This window comes from Campylobacter sputorum (assembly GCF_002220775.1).
Taxonomy (GTDB): domain Bacteria; phylum Campylobacterota; class Campylobacteria; order Campylobacterales; family Campylobacteraceae; genus Campylobacter_F; species Campylobacter_F bovis.
This window is the reverse complement of record NZ_CP019685.1, coordinates 1369877-1394310: the sequence shown is the minus strand read 5'-3', so window position 1 is coordinate 1394310 and position 24434 is coordinate 1369877. Positions and strand designations below refer to the sequence as shown.

The following is a 24434-nucleotide window of genomic DNA, read 5'->3' as shown; positions in this document are numbered from 1 at the left end:
ACACACATATTTAATTAATTATCTTAAAGTTGTAATTGGCGTGAGTAAGTTTAAATTTAAAATGAAAATTTTTATAAATAGTTAAAAATTAGTTTTATAGTATTTTAAAAAGGAAAATTTTGACACAATTGACGCTAAAATCCCAATGGCACGCGAAATTTTGCTAAATGACAAAAAAAGTTGTCTGAGCAAACAATGATAACTGATCTTATGCGAAATGACTTAAGTATGATATCTAAGAAGTACAAGTAGAGAAATTTCGCTATTTTAGCAAAATTAAAACAAAACGAGGCGAAATTTTACAAACAAGCACCAAAATTTCAGGGCGCTTAAGCGAGCATTTCTCGCAAAATTTTGGTGATTTGTTTGAGAAAATTTTACCAGCTGGTTCTATTACTGGTGCCCCAAAAATGCAAGTTTGTGAGATTTTACGGGAAGTTGAGCGTGAAAAAAGAGGTTTTTATACTGGTGTTTTTGTGCATTTTGATGGACGAGTTTTGAGAAGTTTTGTTTTGATTAGATTTGTTGAAATTTCGCCAAGCGGTTTGAAATTTTTTAGTGGCGGTGGAATTACACTTGAAAGCACTGCAAGAAAGGAATTTGATGAGTTTATTAAAAAAGCCTATTTTACTTTTTGAGACAATAAAAGTGCAAAATTTTGAGGCTCAAAATTTGGAATTTCACATAAAAAGAGCTCAAAACTCAGTGCACGAAAATTTGAAATTTGACTTTAATGAGGTAATAAAAGTGCCTAATAATAGACTTTTTAGGACAAAAATTATCTATGATGAACTTGGGAATTTTATAAGTAGTGAAAATTTTAGCTACAAAGCTCGAAATTTTAGTAGTTTTAAGGTTTTAAAAAGCAAAATTTCTTACGAGCGAAAATTTTTAGATAGAAGTGAAATCAATGAACTTTTCTTGCAAAAAGGCGATTGTAGTGATATTATTGTGGAGAAAAATGGTGTTTTAACGGACACTTCAATCGCAAATATCGCAATTTTTTTGCATGGCATTTGGATAACACCAAAATCGCCACTTTTAAAAGGCACAACTCGCGAGAGACTTTTGCAAACTGGCTTTTAAAGGAGTGAGATTTTGGCACAAGCGAGCCTTAAAGGCTGATAAATTCGCAATCTTAAATGCAATATTAGGATTTTTTGAAATCAAAAATGCAAAATTTGAAATTAACTTGTATGACTACTCCTACAAAAACATTTTATAAAATATTTAAAATTTTAAAAATTTTCTAAGTAAATTTTAGTGGCAATATATATCTTTAAATAAATTTTTGTTTATAAACTTTACAAAATTTTATATGGATTGTTTTTGATTTTACTTCACAAATCTCGCAATGGCACAATACTTACTGCAAATACAAATTAAATTTTTAAAAAATTCTCTAAAATTTTTTGTCATACTTTGTAAAAATAGCTTTTTGATGAAGTTAAATATCGCAAGTTGTGAATTTTGCGAGAGATTATCAGAATTAACCATCTAGTCTTTACTAAAATTTCAACATCATGCTAAATTTTATAGATAAAAAATCAGGTATTAATTTTATAAAATAGCAAAAGATAGGTTTTAAATTTAAAAACTATTTCTAAATCTAAAAAGGCAAAATAGTATATTTTTAAATTTACATGTCAAAATCTTTTGCATAAACCAAAATAAAATTAAGTATATTAAAATAACCAAAATACAGCGGATATTTTCGCTACTATTTTTTTTAATTTTATTTTAATATACATTTAAAACCAAATTTAAATTACTCAAAATTTGGTTTTATTAAATTTATCCAATTAGTTATTCTTTCGTCTGTTTTATCGTTTTCGTTATCTATGTCTAGAGCAAGTCCTATAAATTTATTATTTATGACAGCGCTACTTTCATCAAAATTATATTCGCTAGTATCGGTTTGTCCGACTATATTTGCTCCTTTTTCTTTAAAAGTTTCATATAATATTCCCATTGCATTACAAAATGTATCGCTATAGCTTTGAGAATCTCCAGTGCCAAAAAAGGCTGTTGTTTTACCATTAATCTCTAGGCTATCAAAATCAAAACTTTCCCAATCATCTTGAAGTTCTCCATCATTCCATGTTGATGAGCCAATTATCAATTTGTCAAAAGCATTTATATCGCTAGAATTGATATCGCTTACATTTACTACTTTGCATTCAAGTCCTAGTTTATTTGCGATTTTGTTTGCAACATCTTCTGTATTACCAAGAGTTGAGCCATAGATTATTCCTATCATCTTTTTTCCTTTATTTTAAGATTTGTAAGTGTATATGGTACTATTTTTACGCCCATATAATCACTGTTTTGTGTTTTTATTTCTATATGTTTTCTAAAACTTAAATTTCGCGGACAAACTATATATAAATTTTGTAAATTCTGATTTTGTTTTATATCCAAAGCTTTGGCAATATCACATTTTAAAGAATTTAGATTATTTATATCAACTTTTTTATAATTTGTCATTATGCCTAATTTTTCATCTCCATTTTCTATAATTATTAAAGAATTTTTGCAATACACTTTTTTATCTGCATTTTTTGATACAATTTTTCCATGAACAAAATCTCTAAATATTAAATCGAAATTATATTCATTGTGCATAAGTTCTGAGTAAATTTGTGCAGCTTTTAATTTTGGTAAACCAATTGTATTTTTTAACTTTTTGAAATTTTTGGTTTTATATGCTTGTATTATCAAATTTGAGTGCAAGCATACATCTTTTGCTTGCGTAAATTTGAGATTTTTTGGATACAAAAGATCGTTAGCATAATGCTCCAAACTTTCCTTTAAAGTTGCAAATTTTGTATAATAAGCCGGCACTTTGCTTTGTGTGACATAATTATACAAAAAAAGTTTATCACTCATTGCAGTTCTCACATTCTTTGTTTAAACCAAAGATTTTACAATATTCGCAATAAACATGACTTACGCTTCTTTTTGCACAAACTACTGGAATTTTTCGTTTTTTTGCTTCAGATTTTATTTTTTTCATAGTGTTATGATTTAAAAAACTCGTAAGCATTACTACACAATCTGTTTGAGTTGGAATTGGTTTTTTATTTACTCTGTTTTCATTTCTTGCGTCCCAGTGTTCTATCTTATCTGCTCCTAAGTTATTTAAAACAGCTTTTATCGGGGTTATCTCATCTGCACCAACTACCAAAACTGACATTTTATCTCCTTTGTATTTGATAATCGTTATTATAAAATACAAAAACTAAATTTATAATTAAACTGATAATAAATATCAAATAACTAAATTATAGCTATTTGCTTTAAATGTGATATAATCAAAATAAAAATTTGGATGATATTTTTATGAAAAAGCTATTAATATCGTGTTTAGAGCCTTCTGCAAATTTGCATTTTAAAGAGGTTTTGAAATATTTAGAAAATTATGAATTAAAAGGTATTTTTGATCCTAAATTTGGAAATCCTTATATGAGAAGCGAAGAGTTTTCGGCAATGGGTTTTGTGGAAATTGTGCCGCTTATCTTTAAAGCAAAAAAAGCTATCAAAGAGATGGTAAAACTTGCCGAAGAATGCAATCATGTGTTGTTAATTGATTCGCCTGCTTTTAATATACCTTTAGCAAAAGCCATAAAAGAAGCTGGAATAAAAACTAAAATAACATACTACATTTTGCCACAAGTTTGGGCATGGAAGCCAAAAAGAGTTAAAAAGGTTGAAGCATATTGCGATAACTTGGCTTCTATTTTACCATTTGACAATCAGTTTTATACTCGCAGTATTTATGTAGGACATCCACTTTTAGATGAGATAAATGTATTTAAAGATAAAGATAAACATTGTAATCAAATAGCGTTTTTACCTGGTTCAAGAAGATCTGAAATAAAGCGTTTAATGCCTATTTTTAAAGAGTGTGCAAAAAATATAAACTCGAAAAAAGTTCTTTGTGTGCCGCATTTTTATGAAAATAAAGTTGATGAAATTTATGGCGATGTGAGTGAGTTTAGTGTCCAAAGTGGCACTACTGGGATTTTGAAAAATAGCGATTTTGCTTTTATTTGCTCTGGAACGGCAACGCTTGAATCAGCACTAATAGGCACCCCTTTCGTATTATGCTATAAGGCAAAAGCTATAGACATTTTTATAGCAAAACTTTTTGTAAAGTTAAAGCATATTGGACTTGCAAATATATTTTTTGATTTTATGGGAAAAGAGCAGTTAAATGATGAGTTTATCCAAGATGAAGTAAATACTAGAAATTTATTAAATTCTTATAAAAATTACAATTTAGATAAATTTGTAATGGCATCTAAAGAATTAAGGGAATATTTGCAAAATGGAAGTGCAAAAAATGTAGCAAATTTGATCAATACTTAAAATTTTAAAATCAAATGATATAATAAAACTAAAAAAGGAAAAATTATGACAGAACCAATGACTGCTTATGGTTATGAGAAAATTACAGCAGAGCTTAAAGATTTAAAAAATGTTCAAAGACCACAAATTGTAAAAGAAATAGACATAGCAAGAAGCCATGGCGATTTAAAAGAAAATGCAGAATATCACGCGGCAAAAGAAAAACAAGCTTTTATAGATGCAAAGATTGCAGAGCTTAGCGATATTGTAAGTAGAGCAAATGTACTTGATCCTAGCACTTATTCACACGATAGCATTAAATTTGGCTCAAGTGTTAGAATTTTGGATGTAGAAACTGAACTTGAAAAACATTATACGATAGTTGGCATTAGTGAAAGCGATATTTCTAAAGGATTGATATCCATAAATACGCCTTTAGCAAAACAGCTAATCGGTAAAAAAGAAGGCGATGAGATAACACTCCATTTGCCAAATGGAACAAGTGATGTTGAGATTTTAGAAGTTTACTATAAGCCTATAAAATTTGAGGATTAAAAAATGAAATTTAGAGCTGGTATTATCGGAGTTAGTGGTTATACGGGATTAGAGCTTATTAAAATTTTGCTAAATCATCCAAATTTTGAAATTTCTTATTTGGCTGCTTCTAATGCTAGTAAAACAGATGAAATTTTTCCGCTACTTGATGGCATTTTAGATATGGATATAGAAGTAGCAGATCCAAACAAGGCTGCAAAAAAATGCGATATAGTTTTTTTAGCTCTTCCGCACGAAAAATCTATGTATTTTGTCAAAGAACTTTTATCTTTTAAAGATGTAAAGGTTGTAGATTTATCGGCTGATTATAGGCTTAGTTTAGAACTTTATGAGAAAAATTATACAACACACATTGACAAAGATGGCTTAAAACAAGCGGTTTATGGTTTGGTTGAATTAAATAAAGAAAAGATAAAAACTGCTAGAATAGTTGCAAATCCTGGTTGTTATCCTACTGCTTCGCTTTTAGCTATAGCGCCTTTTATAAATTTTGTAGATACTAAATTCGGAGTTATAATAGATGCAAAAAGCGGTGTAAGCGGAGCTGGAAAAAGCCTTAAAACTACAAGTCATTTTTGCTCCGTTAATGAAAATATTAATGCTTATAATCCTTTTAAACATAGACATGCAGATGAGATAAAAGAGCGTATTGAAATGCTTTTAAATTCCCAAATTTCGCTTCATTTTATCCCTCATCTTGTTCCGCTTACAAGAGGAATGCTTGTAAGTGTTTATGTAAATTTAAAAGAAGATATAGATGAAAAAGAAATTTTAAGAGAGTTTTATAAAAATGCACCATTTATTAGGGTAAAAAATGAACCAGTTGCCGTAAAAAATGTAGTTGGAACACATTTTTGCGATATTTTTGCACAAAAACATGAAAATTTACTTTTTATAAACTCAGCCATAGATAATTTGCTAAAAGGTGCAAGTTCTCAAGCTATTGCTAATGCAAATTTAATGTTTGGATTTGATGAAGGTCTTGGACTTCCAAAAATTGCACATGGATTATGAGATAAAAAATGGAGCTATTTTTGTAGCAGATGTTCACATAAATAGTTCAAGAAAGCAATTTATCGGTGTTTTAGAAGATATTCATAGTGGCAAGATAAAGACTGAACAGCTTTTTTTACTTGGAGATATTTTTGATTTTCTTTCTGATTATGCCGATTTTACGCAGAGTTTTTATGCTTATGAGATAAATTTGATAAATGAAATTTCAAAAACTACTCAAATATTTTTTTTCGAGGGAAATCATGATTTTAATCTTAAAAGAATATTTCCAAATGTTGTAGTTTTTGATATATATTCTCAGCCTGTAAGATTTATAGATATTAATAAAAACGATGTTTTAATAGCACATGGTGATAAATTTCTGCCGTTTGTAAGTGCTCATATACTTTTAATTCTTAGAAATAAATACTTTTTAACTTTTTTAAATTTCATTGATAGAAAGATTAAATTTAAGATAACAAAATATATTTTAAAAAGCCAAAACAGTAAAAATTTAACATATAAAATTAGTGATTTTAAATCTGTTTTAATGCCTAAAATTGGTCATTATAATTCAAATTTAATAATAGAAGGTCATTATCATCAGGGAAAAGAATTGATTATTGAAAATAAAAGATATATAAATTTATCTAGTTTTGCGTGTGACCAAAGATATTTTATAGTAGAATACGACTTAAACAAACAATTAAATCTAAGGGGCCATAATGTTTGATAATAGTTCTAAAATGGGCTCTAGTGAGATGGAGCTTGTTGATTTTCGAATCATAAAACAAGGCGAAAAAGGTCCTTATGAGGGAATTTACGGCGTTAATGTAGCCAAAGTTCGCGAAATCATAAAGATGCCAAATCTTACCGAGTTACCTGGAGTTCCAGAATATATAGATGGAATTTTTGATCTAAGAGGTGTTGTTATACCTGTTGTAAATCTTTCAAAATGGATGAATGTAAAAGTTCCAGATGATCTGAAGATAAAACCAAGAGTAATTATCACTGAATTTAGTGATATTCTTATAGGTTTTATAGTCCATGAAGCTAAGAGAATTCGTAGAATTAGCTGGGAAAATATAGAACCTGCAAGTTTTTCTTCAGAAGGTGGTGCTTTTGAAAAAGGTAAAATTACAGGTGTGACCAAGATAGAAAATGATGAAGTTTTGCTTATACTAGATCTTGAAAGTATAGTTGAAGAGCTTGGTATATATTCTCCAAAAATGAACTTTAATATAGAAAAAAGAGATATGCTAGATGGATTGTGCTTAATTTTAGATGATAGTTCAACTGCTAGAAAACTTTTAAGAGATTCACTTGAAAAAATGGGTCTTAAAGTAATTGAAGCTAAAGATGGCGTAGATGGTATGCAAAAGATGGAGGATCTTTATGATGCTTATGGAGATGATTTAGAAAAAAATCTTAAAATCATAGTTAGTGATATAGAGATGCCTTTGATGGATGGATATCATTTTGCTTCAAAATTAAAAAATAACGATAAGTTTAAAAATATACCAATTATTTTCAACTCTTCATTAAACAATGAGCAAAGCGTTGTTCAAGGTGAGCAAGCTGGTGCTGATGCTTATTTAATTAAATTTGATGCTACTATTCTTTGTAAAGAAGTTATGAGAGTAGTAAATAAACATAAAAATACTGCTAAATAGGAGAAAACAATGGATGATATGCAAGAAATATTAGAAGATTTTCTCGTTGAAGCATTTGAGCTAGTTGAACAAATAGATCACGATCTTGTAGAGCTTGAGGCTAATCCTGAGGATTTAGAGCTTTTAAATAGAATTTTCCGAGTTGCACATACAGTAAAAGGTAGTTCGTCTTTTTTAAATTTTGATATATTAACAAGACTTACTCATCATATGGAGGATGTTTTAAATAAAGCTAGAAGAAGCGAGTTAAAAATAACTCCAGATGTTATGGATGTTGTTTTAGAATCAGTTGATGATATGAAAAATCTTTTAGGATCTATTAGAGATAATGGAAATGATACTGCAATAGGACTTGATATAACTGATGTTTGCTCTAGATTAGATCAAATTTCAGGTGGAGATGGTTCTGCCCCAGTGCCTCCTAGAAAAGAGGAAGAAAAACCAAAAGAAGAAGAAAAGGTAGAAGAGCCTGTAAAAGAGGAGCCAGAAGAAGAAGTAGATGTAAATTCTCTTAGCGAATCTGAAGTTGAAGCTGAGATAGAAAGACTTCTTAAAGTTAGAAAGGAAGAAGATAAAGCTAGAAGAGCTAAGAAAAAAGATACTGCAGCTTCTACTCCCCTTAAACCAAAACCAACTCCTGTTGCTAAAGAAAATAAAGAATCTGATTCAAAAGCTGTTGCAGCAAGTAGTTCTACTCAAATGGAGCAAACTATTAGGGTTGAAGTTAAAAGACTTGATAATTTAATGAGCCTCATTGGAGAGCTTGTTTTAGGCAAAAATAGACTTATTAAAATTTATGAAGATGTAAGCGAAAGATATGACGGAGAGCAATTTTTAGAAGATCTAAATCAAGTAGTTGCAGCACTTTCTATAGTTACAACAGACATTCAGCTTGCTGTCATGAAAACAAGAATGCTTCCTATAGCAAAAGTATTTAACAAATTCCCTAGAATGGTTAGAGATTTAAGTAGAGATTTAAATAAACAAATAGATTTAGAAATTAGTGGCGAAGAAACTGAACTTGATAAATCAATTGTTGAAGTTATAGGAGATCCTCTAGTTCATATTATTAGAAACTCTTGTGATCATGGCATAGAAAGTCCAGAAGCTCGTTTGGCAGCTGGTAAACCAGAAAAAGGTGTCATTCAGTTAAAAGCTTATAGTGAAGGCAATAATATAGTTGTAGAAATAGCCGATGATGGTAAAGGAATGGATCCTGATGTATTAAAAGCAAAATGCATAGAAAAAGGTTTGATTACAGAAAGAGAAGCTGATGCTATGAGTAATAAAGAAGCATTTGGATTAATCTTTAAACCTGGATTTTCAACTGCGGCACAAGTTACCAATGTTTCAGGAAGAGGCGTTGGAATGGATGTTGTTAAAACCAATATTGAAAAATTAAATGGTATTATAGATATAGATAGTGAATTTGGAAGAGGAACTATTTTAAAACTAAAAATCCCTCTTACTTTAGCGATTATTCAATCATTACTTGTAGGTTCTCAAGAAGAAACATATGCACTTCCTTTGGCCAGTGTTTTAGAAACGGTTCGAGTACCTCTTGATGATATTTATACAATTGAAGGCAAAAATGTTTTAAGACTTAGAGATGAGGTTATATCTCTTGTTAGGCTTTCTGATCTGTTTAATGTTAAAAAAGTATTTGATGGTAGCGAACAGACTTATGTGGTTGTTATAGGTGTAGTAGAAAGCAAGATAGGTATTATTGTAGATAGTTTAATAGGACAAGAAGAGGTTGTTATAAAATCTCTTGGTAATTATTTGCAAAATATAAAAGGAATTGCTGGTGCAACAATTAGAGGCGATGGTAAAATAACTCTTATTGTAGATGTTGGAAATATAATTGAGATGGCACAAGATATTAAAGTTGATATTAAATCAGATATGGAAAATAGTTCCGAGAGTGTAAAAAAAGAAAAACCAAGTGATTTTATTGTTTTGGTAGTTGATGATTCTAAAATGGATAGAAACATAATGAAAAAATCACTTGAACCTATTGGTGTTAGTATAATAGAAGCGGCAAATGGGGTTGAGGCTTTAAATATTATTAAAACTAATGAAAAAACTATTGATGCTGTGCTTATAGATATTGAGATGCCTAGAATGGATGGTTATACTCTTGCAGGCGAGATTAGAAAATATTCTAGATATAAATTCTTACCTCTTATTGCTGTTACTTCAAGAACAAGTAAGACAGATAGGTTAAGAGGTGTTGAGGTAGGTATGACTGAATATATCACTAAGCCATATTCTTCAGAATATTTAGAAAATGTTGTTAGAAAAAACTTAAAGATGGAGTAGAGCTATGAGCGATAAGTTAAATCAAGTTTTACAAAAACAAAAGAAACAAATAACCGATCCTACTCAAGTAGACAGAGAAGATGAGGTTATACAATTAGTTGGCTTTATAATTGGGCAAGAGGAGTATGCTGTTCCTATATTAGATATAAAAGAAATTATAAAACCTCTTGATTATACTAGAGTTCCAAGTGTGCCAGATTATATTTTAGGAGTTTTTAATCTTAGAGGAACAGTAATTCCTCTTATAGATTTGAGAATAAAGTTTAATTTGCCACCTACAAAACCTACAGATCATACTCGTTTTATTATCATGAAAAACGAAGAAGATATGGCTGGATTTTTAATAGATAGTTTAACGCAAGCTATAAGAATTAAAAAAAATAGGATTGATGCACCACCTGAAACTCTTTTGAAAGAAAAAGGTGGAATGATATATGGAATAGGAAAAAGAGACAATAATATCTTAACAATATTAAAAGTTGATTCGCTTTTAAAGCGTGAGTTTTAGTATGATAAAGCTTTGTGTATGTGATTTTGATTCTACATTAATGGATGGCGAGACTATAACATATTTTGCACAAGCTGTTGGAGCTAGTAAGGAAGTTGGAGATATTACAAAAGAAGCAATGGCTGGTAAAATCGACTTTTATGAAAGTTTTACAAAAAGAGCTTCTTTTTTGAAAGGTATGAAGGAAGATGAGGCAAAAAAAATAGCTTCAAACCTTCCTTTTATAACAGGAGCAAAAGAACTTATCTCGCATCTAAAATCAAAAGGTATAAAAGTTGTAGTTTTTAGTGGTGGGTATCATTTGGCTACGGATATAGCCAAAGAAAAATTAGGTTTTGATGCAAGTTTTGCAAACTATCTTCAAGTAAAAGATGGCATTATTACTGGAAAAGCTGGCGGAGAAATGATGTTTGGATACTCAAAAGGCGCCATGTTAAAAGAGCTTAAATCTTTGATGAATTTACAAAAAGATGAAGTTATGTGTGTTGGAGATGGTGCAAATGATATATCTATGTTTAAAGAAGCTGGACTTACATTTGCTTTTTGTGCGAATGAAATTTTAAGAAAAGAAGCAACGCATTGCATTAATATAAAAGATTTGCGAGAAATCATTAAATTTATTAAATAAAAGGTATTTTTGTGTATAAAAATAACAATATCAATTTTTCATTATGGTGCGATTTTTTGCAAAGAGATTTTATAAACGGTGAGTTTAAAGAACTCATATCTTCAGGTACTATAAATGGTGCTACTAGTAATCCTACGATATTTAAAAATGCTTTTTGCAATTCTAATAATTATGAAAATGCTATAAAAAGTTCTAAATTTAAACATCCAAAAACTGTTTATGAGATTTTAGCCACACAAGATATAAGACTTGCTGCAGAAAAATTGCTGAAAAATTATGCAAATAATGATGATGGATTTGTTAGTATAGAAGTTGATCCTTGTTTATACGATGATGCTAGCGCTAGTTTTAAAGAGGGTAAAAATTTATACTCTACGATAGGTATGCCAAATGTTATGATTAAAATTCCTGCCACAAAAGCTGGATTTGAAGCTATGAATGAACTTATGAAAAAAGGAATAAATATAAATGCAACTCTTGTATTTTCGCCACAACAAGCACTTGATTGTTTGGATTCTTTTGAAAATGCAACTAACGAGTTTATAAAAAGATTTCCCAAAGCCAATCTCCCAAAAGCTGTTATAAGTGTTTTTGTAAGTAGATTTGATAGGCTTTTAGATACTAAAATGAATGAAAAATCACTGCCAACTTCTCAAATAGGTATAATGAACGCATCAAAAATTTATAACATAATACAAAAGAAAAATTTACCAAATGTTAAAACACTTTTTGCAAGCACAGGTGTAAAAGGAGATAGTTTGCACAAGGCTTATTATGTAAAAGAACTTTTGTATAAAAATTCAATAAATACAGCCCCTCTTGAAACTATCAAAGCTTTTGGAGATGTTCATTTTGAAGAAAAAAGCCCATTAAGTGATGATAGTATAGATAAATTTTTTGATGTTGTAAAAAAAGCTGATATAGATATGACTAAAGTTTATAAAGATCTTTTAAACGATGGCATATCATCTTTTGTAAAATCATTTGAAGATATTATGGGTGATTTAAAGAAAAAAATATAGACTAACAATGAGCAGTAAATTTGTTGATATAAATGAACTAGATTATAAACAAAGAGATAGACTTGATGTTTATTTGAAAAAATTAGTTAGTGACAATGGAAGCGATCTTCATTTTAAATCAGGTTCAGTTGTAAGAGGGAGATTTAATGGAAAAATCAAACCAATGTCAGATGAAATTTTTTCACAAAAAGATGGATTAACACTTGCTAAAGAACTGCTTAGAACCCGTTTTGACGAACTTATTGAAAAAAAAAGTGTAGATTTTACGTATACGATAAATAAAGATTATAGGTTTCGTGTAAATATATTTTTTCAAATGGATGGAGTGTCAGCTGTTTTTAGAACTATACCAAAAATTCTACCAACTATAGAAAACTTGGGTTTGCCACCTGTTGTAAAAGACATTTGCGATAATATAAAAAGAGGAATTATACTAGTTACTGGAGCTACGGGAAGTGGTAAAACAACAACTTTGGCTAGTATTATCAATAGAATCAATAAGCAAGATAATTCACATATAATCACAATTGAAGATCCAATAGAATTTGTTTATAAAGATGATAAGTGTATAGTAAATCAACGTTCAATAGGTCAAGATGCTACGAGTTTTAAAGATGCACTAAGGGCTGCGCTAAGAGAAGATCCAGATGTTATTTTGGTTGGTGAAATGAGAGATTTAGAAACAATAGAAATAGCTATAAATGCAGCTGAAACTGGTCACCTTGTTTTATCAACGCTTCATACTTTAGACGCAAAAGAAACCATAAATCGTGTTATATCAATGTTTCCTATAGAAGAACAAGAGAGAATAAGAATGAGCTTTGCTTCGGTTTTAGGAGCTATAATATCACAAAGACTTATACCAACAACAGATGAAAAAAGGGTTGCCGCTGTTGAAATTCTCATAAACAATCATCGTGTAAAAGAAAAAATTCTTGATAAAAAAGATCAAGAAATTTATGATGTTATAAAAGAGAGCAAAAATACTCTTGGAATGCAAACTTTTGATCAGCATTTACTTGATCTGTTTAACGCCGGAGTTATAACAGAAGAATCAGCTTTAGAAAATTCTACAAAGAGAGACAATCTTAAAATTTTACTTAAAAATGCAAAGCTTGCTAAAGTTAATACTAGTTTGTATACGAATGATAAAGAATCTATCAAAGATATTTATGAAAAAGCCGGATATTCTCTTCCTAAAATAAAATCAATTTCTGATGATGATGAAGATTAAAAATTAAATTTATAAAATATTAAATGTTTTTTAGATAAAATCAAAGTTTATTTTTATTTTATATAAAGGAAAAATGATGTTAGAAGGTATTGTTAGAGAGAGTATCGATAAAAAGTCTACTAAGACTTTAAGAAGAGATGGTTATCTAATTGCCAATATTTATGGCAAGGGATTAGAAAATATTAACGCGGCTTTTAAAGTCAATGATTTTATAAAAGAGCTTCGTTCTAAAGATAAGCTTGCCTTTGAAGTAAAAGTTGGCTCTAAAACTTTAAAAGTTGTTGTTGTTGATTATCAAAAACACCCAGTTACTAATGAGCTTAAACATGTCGATCTAAAAGTTGTATTAGATGGTGTTAATTCAAAATACTTAATACCTATAAAAATTTCGGGAACACCAATAGGTCTTAAAAATAAAGGTGTTTTGGTAAATTACAAAAGAAAACTAGCCGTTAAATGTGCTGGCGAAAATTTACCAAATGCATTTGATTTAGATGTAAGCGATCTTGATGTTAATGATAATATTTTAGTTAAAGATGTTAAAATTCCTGATGGTGTTACTATGTTAGAAAGTGCTAATATCGCAATAGTTGGAGTAACAACAGCTAATTAAGGATAAATTTTGATCTTAATAGCAGGACTTGGAAATCCAGGTATTGAGTATGCTAATACAAGGCATAATATAGGATTTATGGTAATAGATGCTATTTTAGATGAATTAGATTGTGAAAAGATATCAAATACAAAATTTAAAGGCGAACTTTATAAAAAAGGTTCGCTTCTCTTTTTAAAACCTATGACTTTTATGAACCTTTCTGGACAAAGCGTAAGTGCTGTTAAAAATTTTTACAAAATAGATAGAGTAATTGTTGTACACGATGATTTGGATCTTAAGCTTGGAAGACTTAAATTTAAAAATGGTGGAAGCAGTGGTGGACACAATGGCATTAAATCAATAGACGCATCTATAGGAATAAATTACGATAGAATTAGAGTTGGAATAGGAAGTGAACTTAAAAAAGACACAGTAGAATTTGTTTTGGGGAAATTTTCTCAAAAAGAACAAGAGTGTGTAAAAAAAATTATTTCCATAACAAAAGAAGCCACTTTAGAGTTTATTAATCAAGATATAGATAAAATATCTCAAAAATACTCTTTAAAAAAAGGCTTTTGCGATTGAAAATTTATGCTAAACATATAGCTTATGTATATTTTAAATATTTTTTGATTATATTTATAGCTTTAGAGCTATTTTATGCTGGTATAGATATTTTAACAAATTTAAAAAGATTTCCAGAAAGTGCAAATTTGCAGCTTATATACTTTTTTCTTACAACTTTGATTGCCCTAAATTATATTTTACCTCTTAGTCTTGTTTTTGCTTTTATTGCTACATATTTTAATATGATAAGAAATAATGAACTTGTAAGTTTTTATGCTCTTGGCATAGATAAAAATAGAGTTATCATACCTACTTTTTTAGTAGCATTGATTGTTACTTGTAGCTATATAGCTTTAAATTTTACAGATTTTACTTATATAAAAGAGTATAGAAAAAACATCACATCATCATCTTTTATGCCTCAAAATTTAGATGAAAAATTTGTAAAGTATGATGGTAAATATATTTATATAAGTAGGTTAAATCCTATAACTAATGATGCTAAGATTATTAATATTTTTGATGTAAACGATACAAAGCTTTTAAACATAGTTTCTGCTAGTAGTGGTAAATTTGATGGAAAAATATGGAATTTAGAGGATGTAAATATAACAAATTTACCATCAAATTTAGAGTTTATGGCAAAAGGTTTTGATCTGCAACATTTAGAAAATTTAGAAACACTTAAAAAATTTAGACCAAAAACTATAGAAAATATTTATGAAAGCGACACACCGTATTCCATAAATGACGCACTAGATGCTATAAAAACATTTAAAAATGAAGGTATAAATATAAACTCACTCAAAGTTGCTCTTTATAATTCCATATTTTTCCCTCTTTTTGCACCCATAATGGTGCTTATATTTTACTACTTTTTACCATCTACATATAGGTTTTTTAATCTTGCTTTGCTTGGTTTTATTTTTGTTGTTGCAACGCTTTGTTGTTGGGGGGTATTGTATGTTTTGATTAGATTTTCTCAAAATGGAGTTATACTTGCAGAACTAGGCGTAGTTTTGCCTATATTTTTACTATTTTTATTTGCCATAAAACTTTATTTTTCAAATCGTTAAAACTCTTTTTTATATAAAATTAAGTATAATCTCTAAATTTAAAAAGGGTAATTATGGATTTTATAAATTTAGCAAAAGTTTACAAAACACCGCTTTATGTCTATGATTTTGATATGATTGAGCAAAAATATCTTTCTTTAAAAAACGCTTTTAGTGCCAGAAAGTCGTTACTTTGTTATGCTGTAAAAGCAAATTCAAATTTAAGTGTGCTTAAATTTTTGGCTAATCTTGGAGCTGGATTTGATTGTGTTTCTATAGGCGAAGTAAAAAGAGCATTATTCTCTGGTGCAAAAAACTATCAAATAATTTTTAGTGGCGTTGGAAAAAATGATGATGAAATAAAAGAAGCACTAAATTTAGACATACTTATGTTAAATTTAGAAAGCGAAGCTGAGTTTTATAGGGTTGAAAAAATAGCCCAAGAACTTGGTAAAAAGGCTAGAATTTCAGTTCGAGTAAATCCAAATATAGATCCAAAAACTCACCCTTATATTTCAACTGGATTAAATGAAAATAAATTTGGCGTTGAGATAGAAGTTGCAAGAAAGATATATCTAAAAGCCAAGTCTTCACCTTTTATAGAGCCAATTGGGATTCATTTTCATATTGGTTCACAATTAACCGATCTTAAACCAATTTATGATGCTTGTAATGTTGTCTCAAAGCTCTTAAGAGAGCTAATCGCACTTGAAATAAATATAAGATTTTTTGATGTAGGTGGTGGCATAGGTATAGTTTATGATAATGAAATTACCATAAAACCTTATGATTACGCACAAGCTATACTTAGCACACTTAGTGGACTTGATGTTACTATTGTGTGTGAGCCTGGACGATATATTGTTGGAGAAAGTGGATATTTTGTAAGTTCTGTATTGTATGAAAAAGTAAATAAAACAAAGAGATTTATTATAGTTGATGGTGCTATGAATGATCTTGTAAGACCTAGTTTGTATAATTCTTATCATAAAGTTACTCATATATCTTTAGAAAATAAAAATGAAGAGAAGAGTGTTTGTGATATAGTTGGGCCAATTTGCGAAAGCGGAGATTTTCTTGCTAAAGGTGTAGAAATTGGTAAAACAAATAGAGGAGATTTGCTTGTTTTTAGTTCAGCTGGTGCATATGGATTTAGTATGTCAAGTAATTATAATACTAGAAACCGTGCAGCAGAAGTTGGAATTTATAATGGCAAAGATAAGCTTATAAGAAAAAGGGAGAGTTTCGAGTATCAAATAGCATTAGAAAAAGAGTGTTTATAGAAGGATAAAAATGCAAAATATTGATGATTTACGCTCACAAATTGATAAATTAGACGATAAAATATTAGAATGTTTAAATCAAAGAATGACTCATGTTAAAAAAATTGGCGAGTTAAAAAAATCAAGTGGAACAAATATATATAGACCAGAGCGTGAAAAAGCAATTTTAAGCCGTTTGTATAATCAAAATAGCGGTCCTTTAAATAAAGAAGCAATTGAGGCAATTTATTTTGAAATTTTTGGTGTTTCTAGAAATTTAGAAATGCCTCAAAGGGTCGCTTTTTTGGGTCCTGATGGAACATATTCGCATCAAGCTGCTGAAAGTAGGTTTGGTGCAATGAGTTCTTATACTCCACTTGCTACCATTGACGCTGTTTTTACAGAGATTATAAACAAAGAAGCAAAATACGGAGTTGTTCCAGTCGAAAACAATACAGAAGGTGCGGTTGGGCTTACTCTTGATTGTTTGGGTAAATTTGATACTATAAAAATAGTATCAGAACTTTATATGGACATCCATCACTCTTTTGTTAGTTTAAATGAAAATTTTAAAAAAATAAATAAAATTTATTCTCACCCACAAGCTTATAATCAATGTTTAAAATTTTTAGAAAGCCATAATCTAAGTGATGTAGAGTTTATCCCTTCAAAATCTACTGCAATGGCAGCAAAGATGGCTTTAGAAGATGAAAATAGTGCAGCAATTTGCTCAAAAATAGCAGCTAAAATTTATAATATCCCAGCTATTTTTGAGACCATAGAAGATAATTGTGCAAACAAAACTAGATTTTTAATTTTAAGTGATTTTAAAGCACTTCGAGGTGAGCGTAATAAAACCTCTATTTTGGTTAATGCAGATCATAGACCAGGCGGACTTGTCGATTTGCTTTCAATTTTTAGAAACGAGGGTATAAATTTAACAAAACTTGAAAGTAGACCCATGAAAAATAAAGATTTTAAAACTATATTTTTTATAGATTTTGAGGGATATATAGATGATGATAGAGTTCAAAGTGCTTTTGATCTTGCATTAAAAAGAGGTCATGATATTAAGTGGCTTGGAAGTTATATAAATGGAGAAATACAGTGAAATTTAATAAACATTTGCAAAATATATCAAACTATGAAGCAGGAAAGCCAATAGAACTTGTTGTAAGAGAATTTGGTGTAAAAAAGAGGGATGTTTTAAAATTAGCCAGTAATGAAAATCCACTAGGATGTTCTAAAAAAGTTCAAAAAGCTATCAGAGATTGTGCTAAAAATGCAAGTCTTTATCCTGATGATAGTATGTTTGAACTAAAAGAAAAACTTGCTAAAAAATATGAAGTTAAAACTCAAAATATCATAATAGGTTCAGGAAGCGATCAAACTATTGAGTTTGCAATGCATGCCAAAGCCAATGAAAATAGTGCTATTTTGGTTGCAGGAACAACTTTTGCTATGTATGAAATTTATGCTTCTCATGTTGGTGCGAAAGTCTATAAAACAAACTCTAAAAATCATAATTTAGCTGAGTTTGAAGAACTTTATAACAAACATAAAGAAGAAATTTCTATAATATTTCTTTGTATCCCAAACAATCCGCTTGGAGAGTGTTTGGATGCTAAAGATGTTTATGATTTTATATCTAAAATAGATGAAGACACTCTAGTTGTCATTGATGGAGCTTATCAGGAGTTTGCTAGTTTTAAGGATAGTAATAAACATATAAATGTAAAAAAACTTATAAATGATTTTAAAAATACAATGTATATGGGAACTTTTTCAAAAGCATACGGACTTGGTGGAATGAGAGTTGGATATGCCGTGTCTTCAGAAAGTATTATAAAAGAGTTATCAAAATTAAGAGTTCCTTTTAACATAACTACGCTTAGTTTAAAGGCTGCAATTGTGGCATTGGACGATGATAAATTTATGCAAAAGACTCTTAAAAATAATTTTTCTCAAATGAAAAAATTTGAGAAATTTGCTAAAAAATATGATATAAAATATATAAAAAGTTACACAAATTTTATAACTTATATTTTTAAAGAAAAAAATGCTACAGAAATTTCACAAAACTTGTTAAAAAAAGGTATAATTTTAAGAGATTTAAAAAATTATGGAATGAATGCTATTAGGATTACTATTGGTAAGCCAAAAGATAATATTAGAGTTTTTAAAGAATTAGAAAAATTAATTTAAGTAAAGCGTATATATGGATTTTAAAGCTATTGTAAATCAGATTGGAAAATTATATCAAAATCTTACTTTAAGACAAAGAATAGTAGCTGCAGGCTCTATCGTTGTAGTTATAGGATTTTTGGTATTTTTAAGTATCTATAAAGGATCTCAAAGTAGTAATACTTATGATGGATATAGTGTTTTATTTGAAAATATTTCTCCAAGCGATTCTGCACTTATTATTCAACAACTAAATAGTGATAAAGTTCCATATAAGCTTTATAACGAAAGTACAATTTTAGTTCCTAATGATAAAGTTTATCAAGAAAGAATAGCAATTGCGAGTCTTGGTATTCCCAAAGATAGTAAGGTTGGTTTTGAAATTTTTGATAAACAACAATTTGGTGCAACAGATGAAGAACAAAGAGTAAAATATCAAAGAGCTCTAGAAGGTGAACTTGCAAGAACTATTGAAGGGTTAGCACCTATAGAAGCTGCAACTGTTCATATAGCTTTGCCAAAAGATAGTGTTTTTACTAAGCGTCAAATTAAGCCATCAGCTTCTGTGCTTTTAAATGTAAAACAAAATTCAAAACTTACTAGCAAACAGATATCTGGTATAAAAAATTTAATCGCAGCTTCTGTCCCAAATTTAAATGCAGAAAATGTTAAGCTTGTAGATCAAGATGGAACCCCTCTTGGCATTGAAGAAGGGGTAATAGATGATGAGCTTATTTCTAAACAAATAAGATATAAAAAAGATTTTGAAAGTTCTTATGAGAGAAAAATCATAAATGTTTTATCGCCCATAGTTGGTGGAGATAATAAAGTTGTAGCAAAAGTTACAATTGATTTTGATTTTGCTAGAGAAGATTTTCAAAGTGAAGTTTATGATCCAAACTCAGTTGCTAGAAGTGAACAAAATATAGAAGAAAAAAGAGAAGGAAAAGCACCAAAAGAAGTTGGAGGAGTTCCAGGAGCAGTTAGTAATATAGGTCCAGTAGAAGGTTTGGAAGACAATCAAAAAACAGAACTTTATACAAAGAGTTCAGCTACTACAAATTATGAAATTTCTAAAAAAATTACTAAAGTTTTAGGAGAATTTGCCACTATAAAAAGAGTAAGTGTAGCTGTGGTTGTTGATGGAAAATATGAGTATAAAAAAGATGAAAATGGAAATCCAACAAAAGAAATAGAGTATGTTTCTTTACCTCAAAATGAACTAACTGCTATAAACAATATAGTAAAACAAGCAGTTGGTTATAACCAAGCAAGAGGAGATGAGGTTACAGTTAGTAACTTTCAGTTTAAAGAGCCAACTACAACTAAAACACCAGCAAATACAATTGCTAGATTTTATGAGTTATACTTAAGTCCTTTTACTACGCTTGTAAAATATCTATTGGCTGCTTTAGTTCTTTATATTTTTTACAAAAAAATTATTGTTCCATTTTCCGAAAAAATGCTTGAAGAACAGATTGAAGAATATGAGCCTACCAAAGAAGATTTGGGTCTAATGGATATACAAGAAGACACAGAAGATACTTTAGAGAAGTTTAAAGCTGCAAAACAAAAAGTTGAAGAACAACTTGGATTAAGAGATGGAAATCTTAACGAAGAGGAGCTAAAATATGATATACTTCTTGAAAAGATGCAAACTATTGTAAGCTCTAAATCCGAAGAGATTGCTACATTACTTCAAGAGTTGGTAAATAATGATGGGGAAATCATGTCTTCTATAAGTAAGGATACTTGATGGTAAAACTCACTGAACAACAAAAGGCTTTGTATAATGACCTTTCTATGGCTGAAAAAATAGCAATTTTATTAATTCAACTTGGCGAGGAGCCAACTGCACTTATTTTTTCACACATGGAAATAGAAACTATAACTGAAATTTCTAGATATATAGCAATTTCTAAAAGTATTGATAGACAAATAGCCGCGGCTGTTTTAGAGGAATTTTATGCTTTAATGCAATCAAATCAATATATGAAAACAGGCGGTATAGAGTATGCAAAAGAGATACTTTATAAAACCTTTGGTCCTGAAATAGCACAAAAAATTCTTGATAAACTTTCTAAAAGCATGGAATCAACTAAATCATTTTCATATCTTGAAAAGATTAAACCACAACAAATTGCAGATTTTATAACAAAAGAACACCCTCAAACGATAGCTTTAATTTTGGCTCATATGGATGTAACAAGTGCTGCTGAAACGCTTAATTATTTTGATGATGAATTAAGAGGTGAGGTGGTTTTAAGAATGGCAAATTTAGGCGATATCAGCCCATCTGTGATAAAAAGAGTTTCAACTGTATTAGAAAGTAAACTAGCTTCTCTTACATCTTATAAAGTTGAAGTTGGTGGTCCAAGAGCTGTTGCTGAAGTATTAAATAGACTTGGACAAAAAGCAAGCAAAACTACTATTGAAAAGATTGAGCAAGCAGATACAGAACTTGCTTCAACCATCAAAGATCTTATGTTTACATTTGAAGATATTACAAATCTTAATGCAACTGCTATAAGAGAAATTTTAAAAGTTGTTGATAAGAAAATTTTAATGATAGGGCTTAAAGGTTCTGGTGAAGCTTTAAAAGAAAAATTCCTTCAAAATATGAGTCAAAGGGCAAGTGAAGCGTTTCTTGAAGAAATGGGATTTTTAGGTGCAGTTAGACTTAAAGATGTTGAAGAAGCTCAAAGGAAAGTTGTAGAACAAGTTCAAGTTTTGGCTTCTCAAGGTGTGTTCCAAATAGGCGAACAAGATGAGATGATAGAATGATGTCAAATACGGTAATTTCAAATTCAGTTGCACCATCGCATAATATTGAACCATATAGATTTAAAGTTATTGGATCAAATTTAGAAGAAGAGCAAAAAGCAAGCAACAAAAAAGAAGAAAATAGTGAAAATATAGCTCCAATAGAGAGCAAAACTATACAAAATGAAGAGATTGTAGAAGTTAGTTCTCAAACAGAAAATACGCCAAAACAAAATCCATTAGAAGAAGCTCATAGTAGCTTTATAGAAGAGCTTTTGAAGCGAACAGATGAACTTAGTGGAAACATTATAAAACTTCAAATGCAAATAGAAAATCAAGAAAAAGAATTTGAAAAAAGACTTGATAGTGAAATTTTAAGGGCTAAGGAAGACGCACAAAAAGAAGGTTATGAAAAAGCAAAATCAGAATTTGACATTAAATTTGACGAACTTAATGCAAAATATCTAAGTTCTATCTCAAAACTTGAAAGTGAATGTCAAAATTTACAAAATTTTTTGGCCACAAATGAAAATGAATTAAGCTTAGCGGCTATTGACATAGCAAAAGAGGTTATACAAAAAGAGGTAAATGCAAACTCATCTATAGTCGCACAAAATCTTGCAAAAGCTCTTATGAAAGATATAAAAGATGCTACTCATATAGAGTTAAAGGTAAATCCAAAAGATTTTGAGTTAATGCAAAATTTAACCAAAGAAGATTCGAAAATAAAAATAACTTCAGATGATGCGATTAGTCCCGGCGGAGTTATACTTTTAAGCGATGTTGGAAATTTGGATGCTACGCTTCAAAATAGATTAATGAGTGTAAAAAAGATAATTGGTGAGTAGTTGTGATAGAAAATTTAAAAAATTTAAACACAGAAGAGTTAGAAGAATTAGCATTTGATATAAGAAAAAAAATAGTTGAAGTAGTTAGTAAAAATGGCGGTCATCTCAGCTCAAATTTGGGTGCTGTAGAACTTACTTTGGCAATGCATTATGTTTTTAATCCAAGCATAAACCCTTTTATTTTTGATGTAAGTCATCAAAGTTATACCCATAAACTTCTTACTAGAAATTGGAGCGAGTTTGAAACATTAAGACAATTTAATGGCATTAGTGGCTACACAAAACCGAGTGAAAGCAATAAGGATTATTTCATAGCAGGTCATAGTTCAACTTCTATATCTCTAGTTGTTGGAGCCTGTAAAGCAATAAAACTAAAAAAGGAATTTAAACTCCCAATAGCACTCATAGGAGACGGTGCACTTAGTGGCGGTATGGCTTATGAAGCATTAAATGAATTGGGAGATAGAAAATATCCTTGCGTTATTATACTTAATGATAACGAAATGAGTATAAGTAAACCAATAGGGGCACTTAGTAAATACCTTTCTCAGATGATGGCAGGTCAGTTTTATCAGAAATTTAAAGGTCGTATAAATCAGCTTTTAAGCTATGTTCCACAAGGTGCTGCTTATATGGCTAAGAAATTTGAAGAGGGTTTTAGACTTATAACTCCTGGTATGTTTTTTGAAGAACTTGGACTTGAATACATTGGACCAGTTGACGGACATAACCTAAAAGATCTTATCTCTGCTCTAGAAGTTGCTAAAAGTATGAATAAACCAGTTATAGTTCATGCTCAAACTTTAAAAGGCAAAGGATACGAAAAAGCTGAGGGGCATTATGAGAATTGGCATGGTGTAGGACCTTTTGATATACAAAGTGGCGAGTTTATAAAAAAAGAATCAAGCAAAAATGCTACAAAAATTTATAGTGAAAATTTAATGAATCTTGCTTTAAAACATGATAATGTAGTAGGAGTTACCGCTGCTATGCCAACAGGCACTGGGCTTGAGCCTTTGATAAAGAGATTTCCTGATAGATTTTGGGATGTAGCCATAGCAGAGCAACACGCAGTAACTTCAATGTCAGCTATGGCAAAAGAGGGTTTTAAGCCATATATCACGATATATTCTACATTTTTGCAGCGTGCTTATGATCAGATTATACATGATTGTGCTATTTTAAATACAAATGTTGTTTTTGCAATAGACAGGGCTGGAATTGTCGGAGAAGATGGCGAAACTCATCAAGGTGCTTTTGATATAAGCTATCTAAATGCTATTCCAAATATAACGATTTTTGCACCAAGAGATGAAAAAAGCTTTAAATTTGTTATTGAGTATTCATATGAGCATAAAGGTGTTTGTGCTTTTAGATATCCGCGTGGAGCTTTTATTTTACAAGATGAATTTGAGCCTAAAAAGATACAATATGCCAAAGGCGAAATTTTATGCAAAGGAAATTCAAATGTAGCTTTTATAGGCTATGGTAATGGTGTTGGAAAAGCTTATAAGGTATCACAAAATTTAAAAAACGAATTTAAACCAACTTTAGTAGATCTCGTTTTTGCAAAACCATTAGATAAAGAACTTTTGGTAAATTTAGCAAAAAATCATAAAATTTGGTATATTTTTAGTGATAGTGCAAAAAGTGGAGGTATTGGCTCAATATTGTCAACATTTTTACAAGAAAATGAAATAAAAGATGTCTGTATAGTTAGTTTTGAATATGATGATAAATTTATAACTCATGGTAATACAAATTTAGTAGAAAAATCATTGCAAATAGATGTGGAGTCGCTATCTGCAAAAATTCTAAAAGAAAAAAAATATCAACTAATATAAACTTCTTTTAAATAAAATAATGTATAATAAT

The 24434-nt window shown here is 29.6% G+C and carries 25 protein-coding genes; 22 read left to right on the top strand and 3 right to left on the bottom strand.

Annotated elements, in window-relative coordinates; genetic code table 11:
- Positions 1 to 275 precede the first annotated feature (275 nt).
- Positions 276 to 638: a chorismate-binding protein gene (locus CSPB_RS06975; RefSeq protein ID WP_324248610.1), complete on the top strand. Its 363-nt coding sequence runs from the start codon at positions 276 to 278 to the stop codon at positions 636 to 638.
- The gene (locus CSPB_RS06970) at positions 604 to 1086 is read left to right on the top strand and encodes an aminotransferase class IV (RefSeq protein WP_227484165.1); all 483 of its coding nucleotides are present in this window, start codon (positions 604 to 606) and stop codon (positions 1084 to 1086) included. Before CSPB_RS06975 ends, CSPB_RS06970 begins: the two co-directional genes overlap by 35 nt.
- Before the next feature lie 682 nt (positions 1087 to 1768).
- On the opposite strand, the gene fldA is transcribed toward CSPB_RS06970, so the two are convergent.
- The 3 genes from fldA to CSPB_RS06955 are packed head-to-tail and all read right to left on the bottom strand — an operon-like array spanning position 1769 to position 3196.
- Entirely contained in the window at positions 1769 to 2260 is a 492-nt protein-coding gene (fldA, locus tag CSPB_RS06965) for a flavodoxin FldA (RefSeq protein ID WP_089193686.1), read from the bottom strand.
- Positions 2257 to 2889 carry a hypothetical protein gene (locus CSPB_RS06960; RefSeq protein WP_089193685.1) on the bottom strand — a complete coding sequence of 211 codons (633 nt, stop codon included), beginning with the start codon at positions 2887 to 2889 and terminating at the stop codon, positions 2257 to 2259. Before CSPB_RS06960 ends, fldA begins: the two co-directional genes overlap by 4 nt.
- The gene (locus tag CSPB_RS06955; protein ID WP_089193684.1) at positions 2882 to 3196 is read right to left on the bottom strand and encodes a DUF2325 domain-containing protein; all 315 of its coding nucleotides are present in this window, start codon (positions 3194 to 3196) and stop codon (positions 2882 to 2884) included. Before CSPB_RS06955 ends, CSPB_RS06960 begins: the two co-directional genes overlap by 8 nt.
- A 146-nt stretch (positions 3197 to 3342) precedes the next feature.
- Between CSPB_RS06955 and lpxB the strand changes: the two genes are divergently transcribed.
- From lpxB to dxs, 20 genes are all read left to right on the top strand, one after another.
- Positions 3343 to 4371, top strand: a complete 1029-nt coding sequence (lpxB, locus tag CSPB_RS06950; RefSeq protein ID WP_089193683.1) for a lipid-A-disaccharide synthase — start codon at positions 3343 to 3345, stop codon at positions 4369 to 4371.
- A 45-nt stretch (positions 4372 to 4416) separates the two neighbouring features.
- Positions 4417 to 4905 (top strand): transcription elongation factor GreA, encoded by a 489-nt coding sequence (gene greA, locus CSPB_RS06945; protein WP_033916283.1) that lies wholly within the window; start codon positions 4417 to 4419, stop codon positions 4903 to 4905.
- 3 nt (positions 4906 to 4908) lie between these two features.
- On the top strand, positions 4909 to 5919 hold the full coding sequence (gene argC, locus CSPB_RS06940; protein ID WP_089193682.1) for an N-acetyl-gamma-glutamyl-phosphate reductase: 1011 nt from the start codon (positions 4909 to 4911) through the stop codon (positions 5917 to 5919).
- Positions 5909 to 6631 (top strand): UDP-2,3-diacylglucosamine diphosphatase, encoded by a 723-nt coding sequence (locus CSPB_RS06935; protein ID WP_089193681.1) that lies wholly within the window; start codon positions 5909 to 5911, stop codon positions 6629 to 6631. The genes argC and CSPB_RS06935 overlap by 11 nt, the downstream gene beginning before the upstream one ends.
- Positions 6624 to 7571, top strand: a complete 948-nt coding sequence (locus CSPB_RS06930) for a chemotaxis protein (protein WP_089193680.1) — start codon at positions 6624 to 6626, stop codon at positions 7569 to 7571. The genes CSPB_RS06935 and CSPB_RS06930 overlap by 8 nt, the downstream gene beginning before the upstream one ends.
- A 9-nt stretch (positions 7572 to 7580) precedes the next feature.
- Positions 7581 to 9893: a hybrid sensor histidine kinase/response regulator gene (locus CSPB_RS06925; RefSeq protein ID WP_089193679.1), complete on the top strand. Its 2313-nt coding sequence runs from the start codon at positions 7581 to 7583 to the stop codon at positions 9891 to 9893.
- Between the two features lie 4 nt (positions 9894 to 9897).
- A complete protein-coding gene (locus CSPB_RS06920) occupies positions 9898 to 10401 on the top strand; it encodes a chemotaxis protein CheW (protein ID WP_089193678.1) in 504 nt (167 codons plus the stop codon).
- A 1-nt stretch (position 10402) separates the two neighbouring features.
- Entirely contained in the window at positions 10403 to 11029 is a 627-nt protein-coding gene (gene serB, locus CSPB_RS06915; RefSeq protein WP_089193677.1) for a phosphoserine phosphatase SerB, read from the top strand.
- A gap of 11 nt (positions 11030 to 11040) precedes the next feature.
- Entirely contained in the window at positions 11041 to 12051 is a 1011-nt protein-coding gene (locus CSPB_RS06910; RefSeq protein ID WP_089193676.1) for a transaldolase, read from the top strand.
- A gap of 7 nt (positions 12052 to 12058) precedes the next feature.
- Positions 12059 to 13285, top strand: coding sequence for a type IV pilus twitching motility protein PilT (locus CSPB_RS06905; protein WP_089193675.1), 1227 nt, complete (start codon positions 12059 to 12061; stop codon positions 13283 to 13285).
- Between the two features lie 76 nt (positions 13286 to 13361).
- The gene (locus CSPB_RS06900) at positions 13362 to 13898 is read left to right on the top strand and encodes a 50S ribosomal protein L25/general stress protein Ctc (protein ID WP_089193674.1); all 537 of its coding nucleotides are present in this window, start codon (positions 13362 to 13364) and stop codon (positions 13896 to 13898) included.
- Between the two features lie 9 nt (positions 13899 to 13907).
- Positions 13908 to 14465 carry an aminoacyl-tRNA hydrolase gene (pth, locus tag CSPB_RS06895; RefSeq protein ID WP_089193673.1) on the top strand — a complete coding sequence of 186 codons (558 nt, stop codon included), beginning with the start codon at positions 13908 to 13910 and terminating at the stop codon, positions 14463 to 14465.
- Positions 14462 to 15523 carry an LptF/LptG family permease gene (locus CSPB_RS06890; RefSeq protein WP_089193672.1) on the top strand — a complete coding sequence of 354 codons (1062 nt, stop codon included), beginning with the start codon at positions 14462 to 14464 and terminating at the stop codon, positions 15521 to 15523. Before pth ends, CSPB_RS06890 begins: the two co-directional genes overlap by 4 nt.
- A gap of 53 nt (positions 15524 to 15576) precedes the next feature.
- A complete protein-coding gene (gene lysA / locus CSPB_RS06885) occupies positions 15577 to 16785 on the top strand; it encodes a diaminopimelate decarboxylase (protein ID WP_089193671.1) in 1209 nt (402 codons plus the stop codon).
- Between the two features lie 10 nt (positions 16786 to 16795).
- Positions 16796 to 17875: a prephenate dehydratase gene (gene pheA, locus CSPB_RS06880; protein WP_089193670.1), complete on the top strand. Its 1080-nt coding sequence runs from the start codon at positions 16796 to 16798 to the stop codon at positions 17873 to 17875.
- The gene (hisC, locus tag CSPB_RS06875) at positions 17872 to 18969 is read left to right on the top strand and encodes a histidinol-phosphate transaminase (protein ID WP_089193669.1); all 1098 of its coding nucleotides are present in this window, start codon (positions 17872 to 17874) and stop codon (positions 18967 to 18969) included. The genes pheA and hisC overlap by 4 nt, the downstream gene beginning before the upstream one ends.
- A gap of 13 nt (positions 18970 to 18982) precedes the next feature.
- Positions 18983 to 20704, top strand: coding sequence for a flagellar basal-body MS-ring/collar protein FliF (gene fliF, locus CSPB_RS06870; protein WP_033916269.1), 1722 nt, complete (start codon positions 18983 to 18985; stop codon positions 20702 to 20704).
- Entirely contained in the window at positions 20704 to 21732 is a 1029-nt protein-coding gene (gene fliG / locus CSPB_RS06865; protein ID WP_033916268.1) for a flagellar motor switch protein FliG, read from the top strand. The genes fliF and fliG overlap by 1 nt, the downstream gene beginning before the upstream one ends.
- Entirely contained in the window at positions 21732 to 22559 is an 828-nt protein-coding gene (gene fliH, locus CSPB_RS06860; protein WP_193625279.1) for a flagellar assembly protein FliH, read from the top strand. Before fliG ends, fliH begins: the two co-directional genes overlap by 1 nt.
- 5 nt (positions 22560 to 22564) lie before the next feature.
- A complete protein-coding gene (dxs, locus tag CSPB_RS06855; RefSeq protein ID WP_089193940.1) occupies positions 22565 to 24403 on the top strand; it encodes a 1-deoxy-D-xylulose-5-phosphate synthase in 1839 nt (612 codons plus the stop codon).
- Positions 24404 to 24434: the final 31 nt, after the last annotated feature.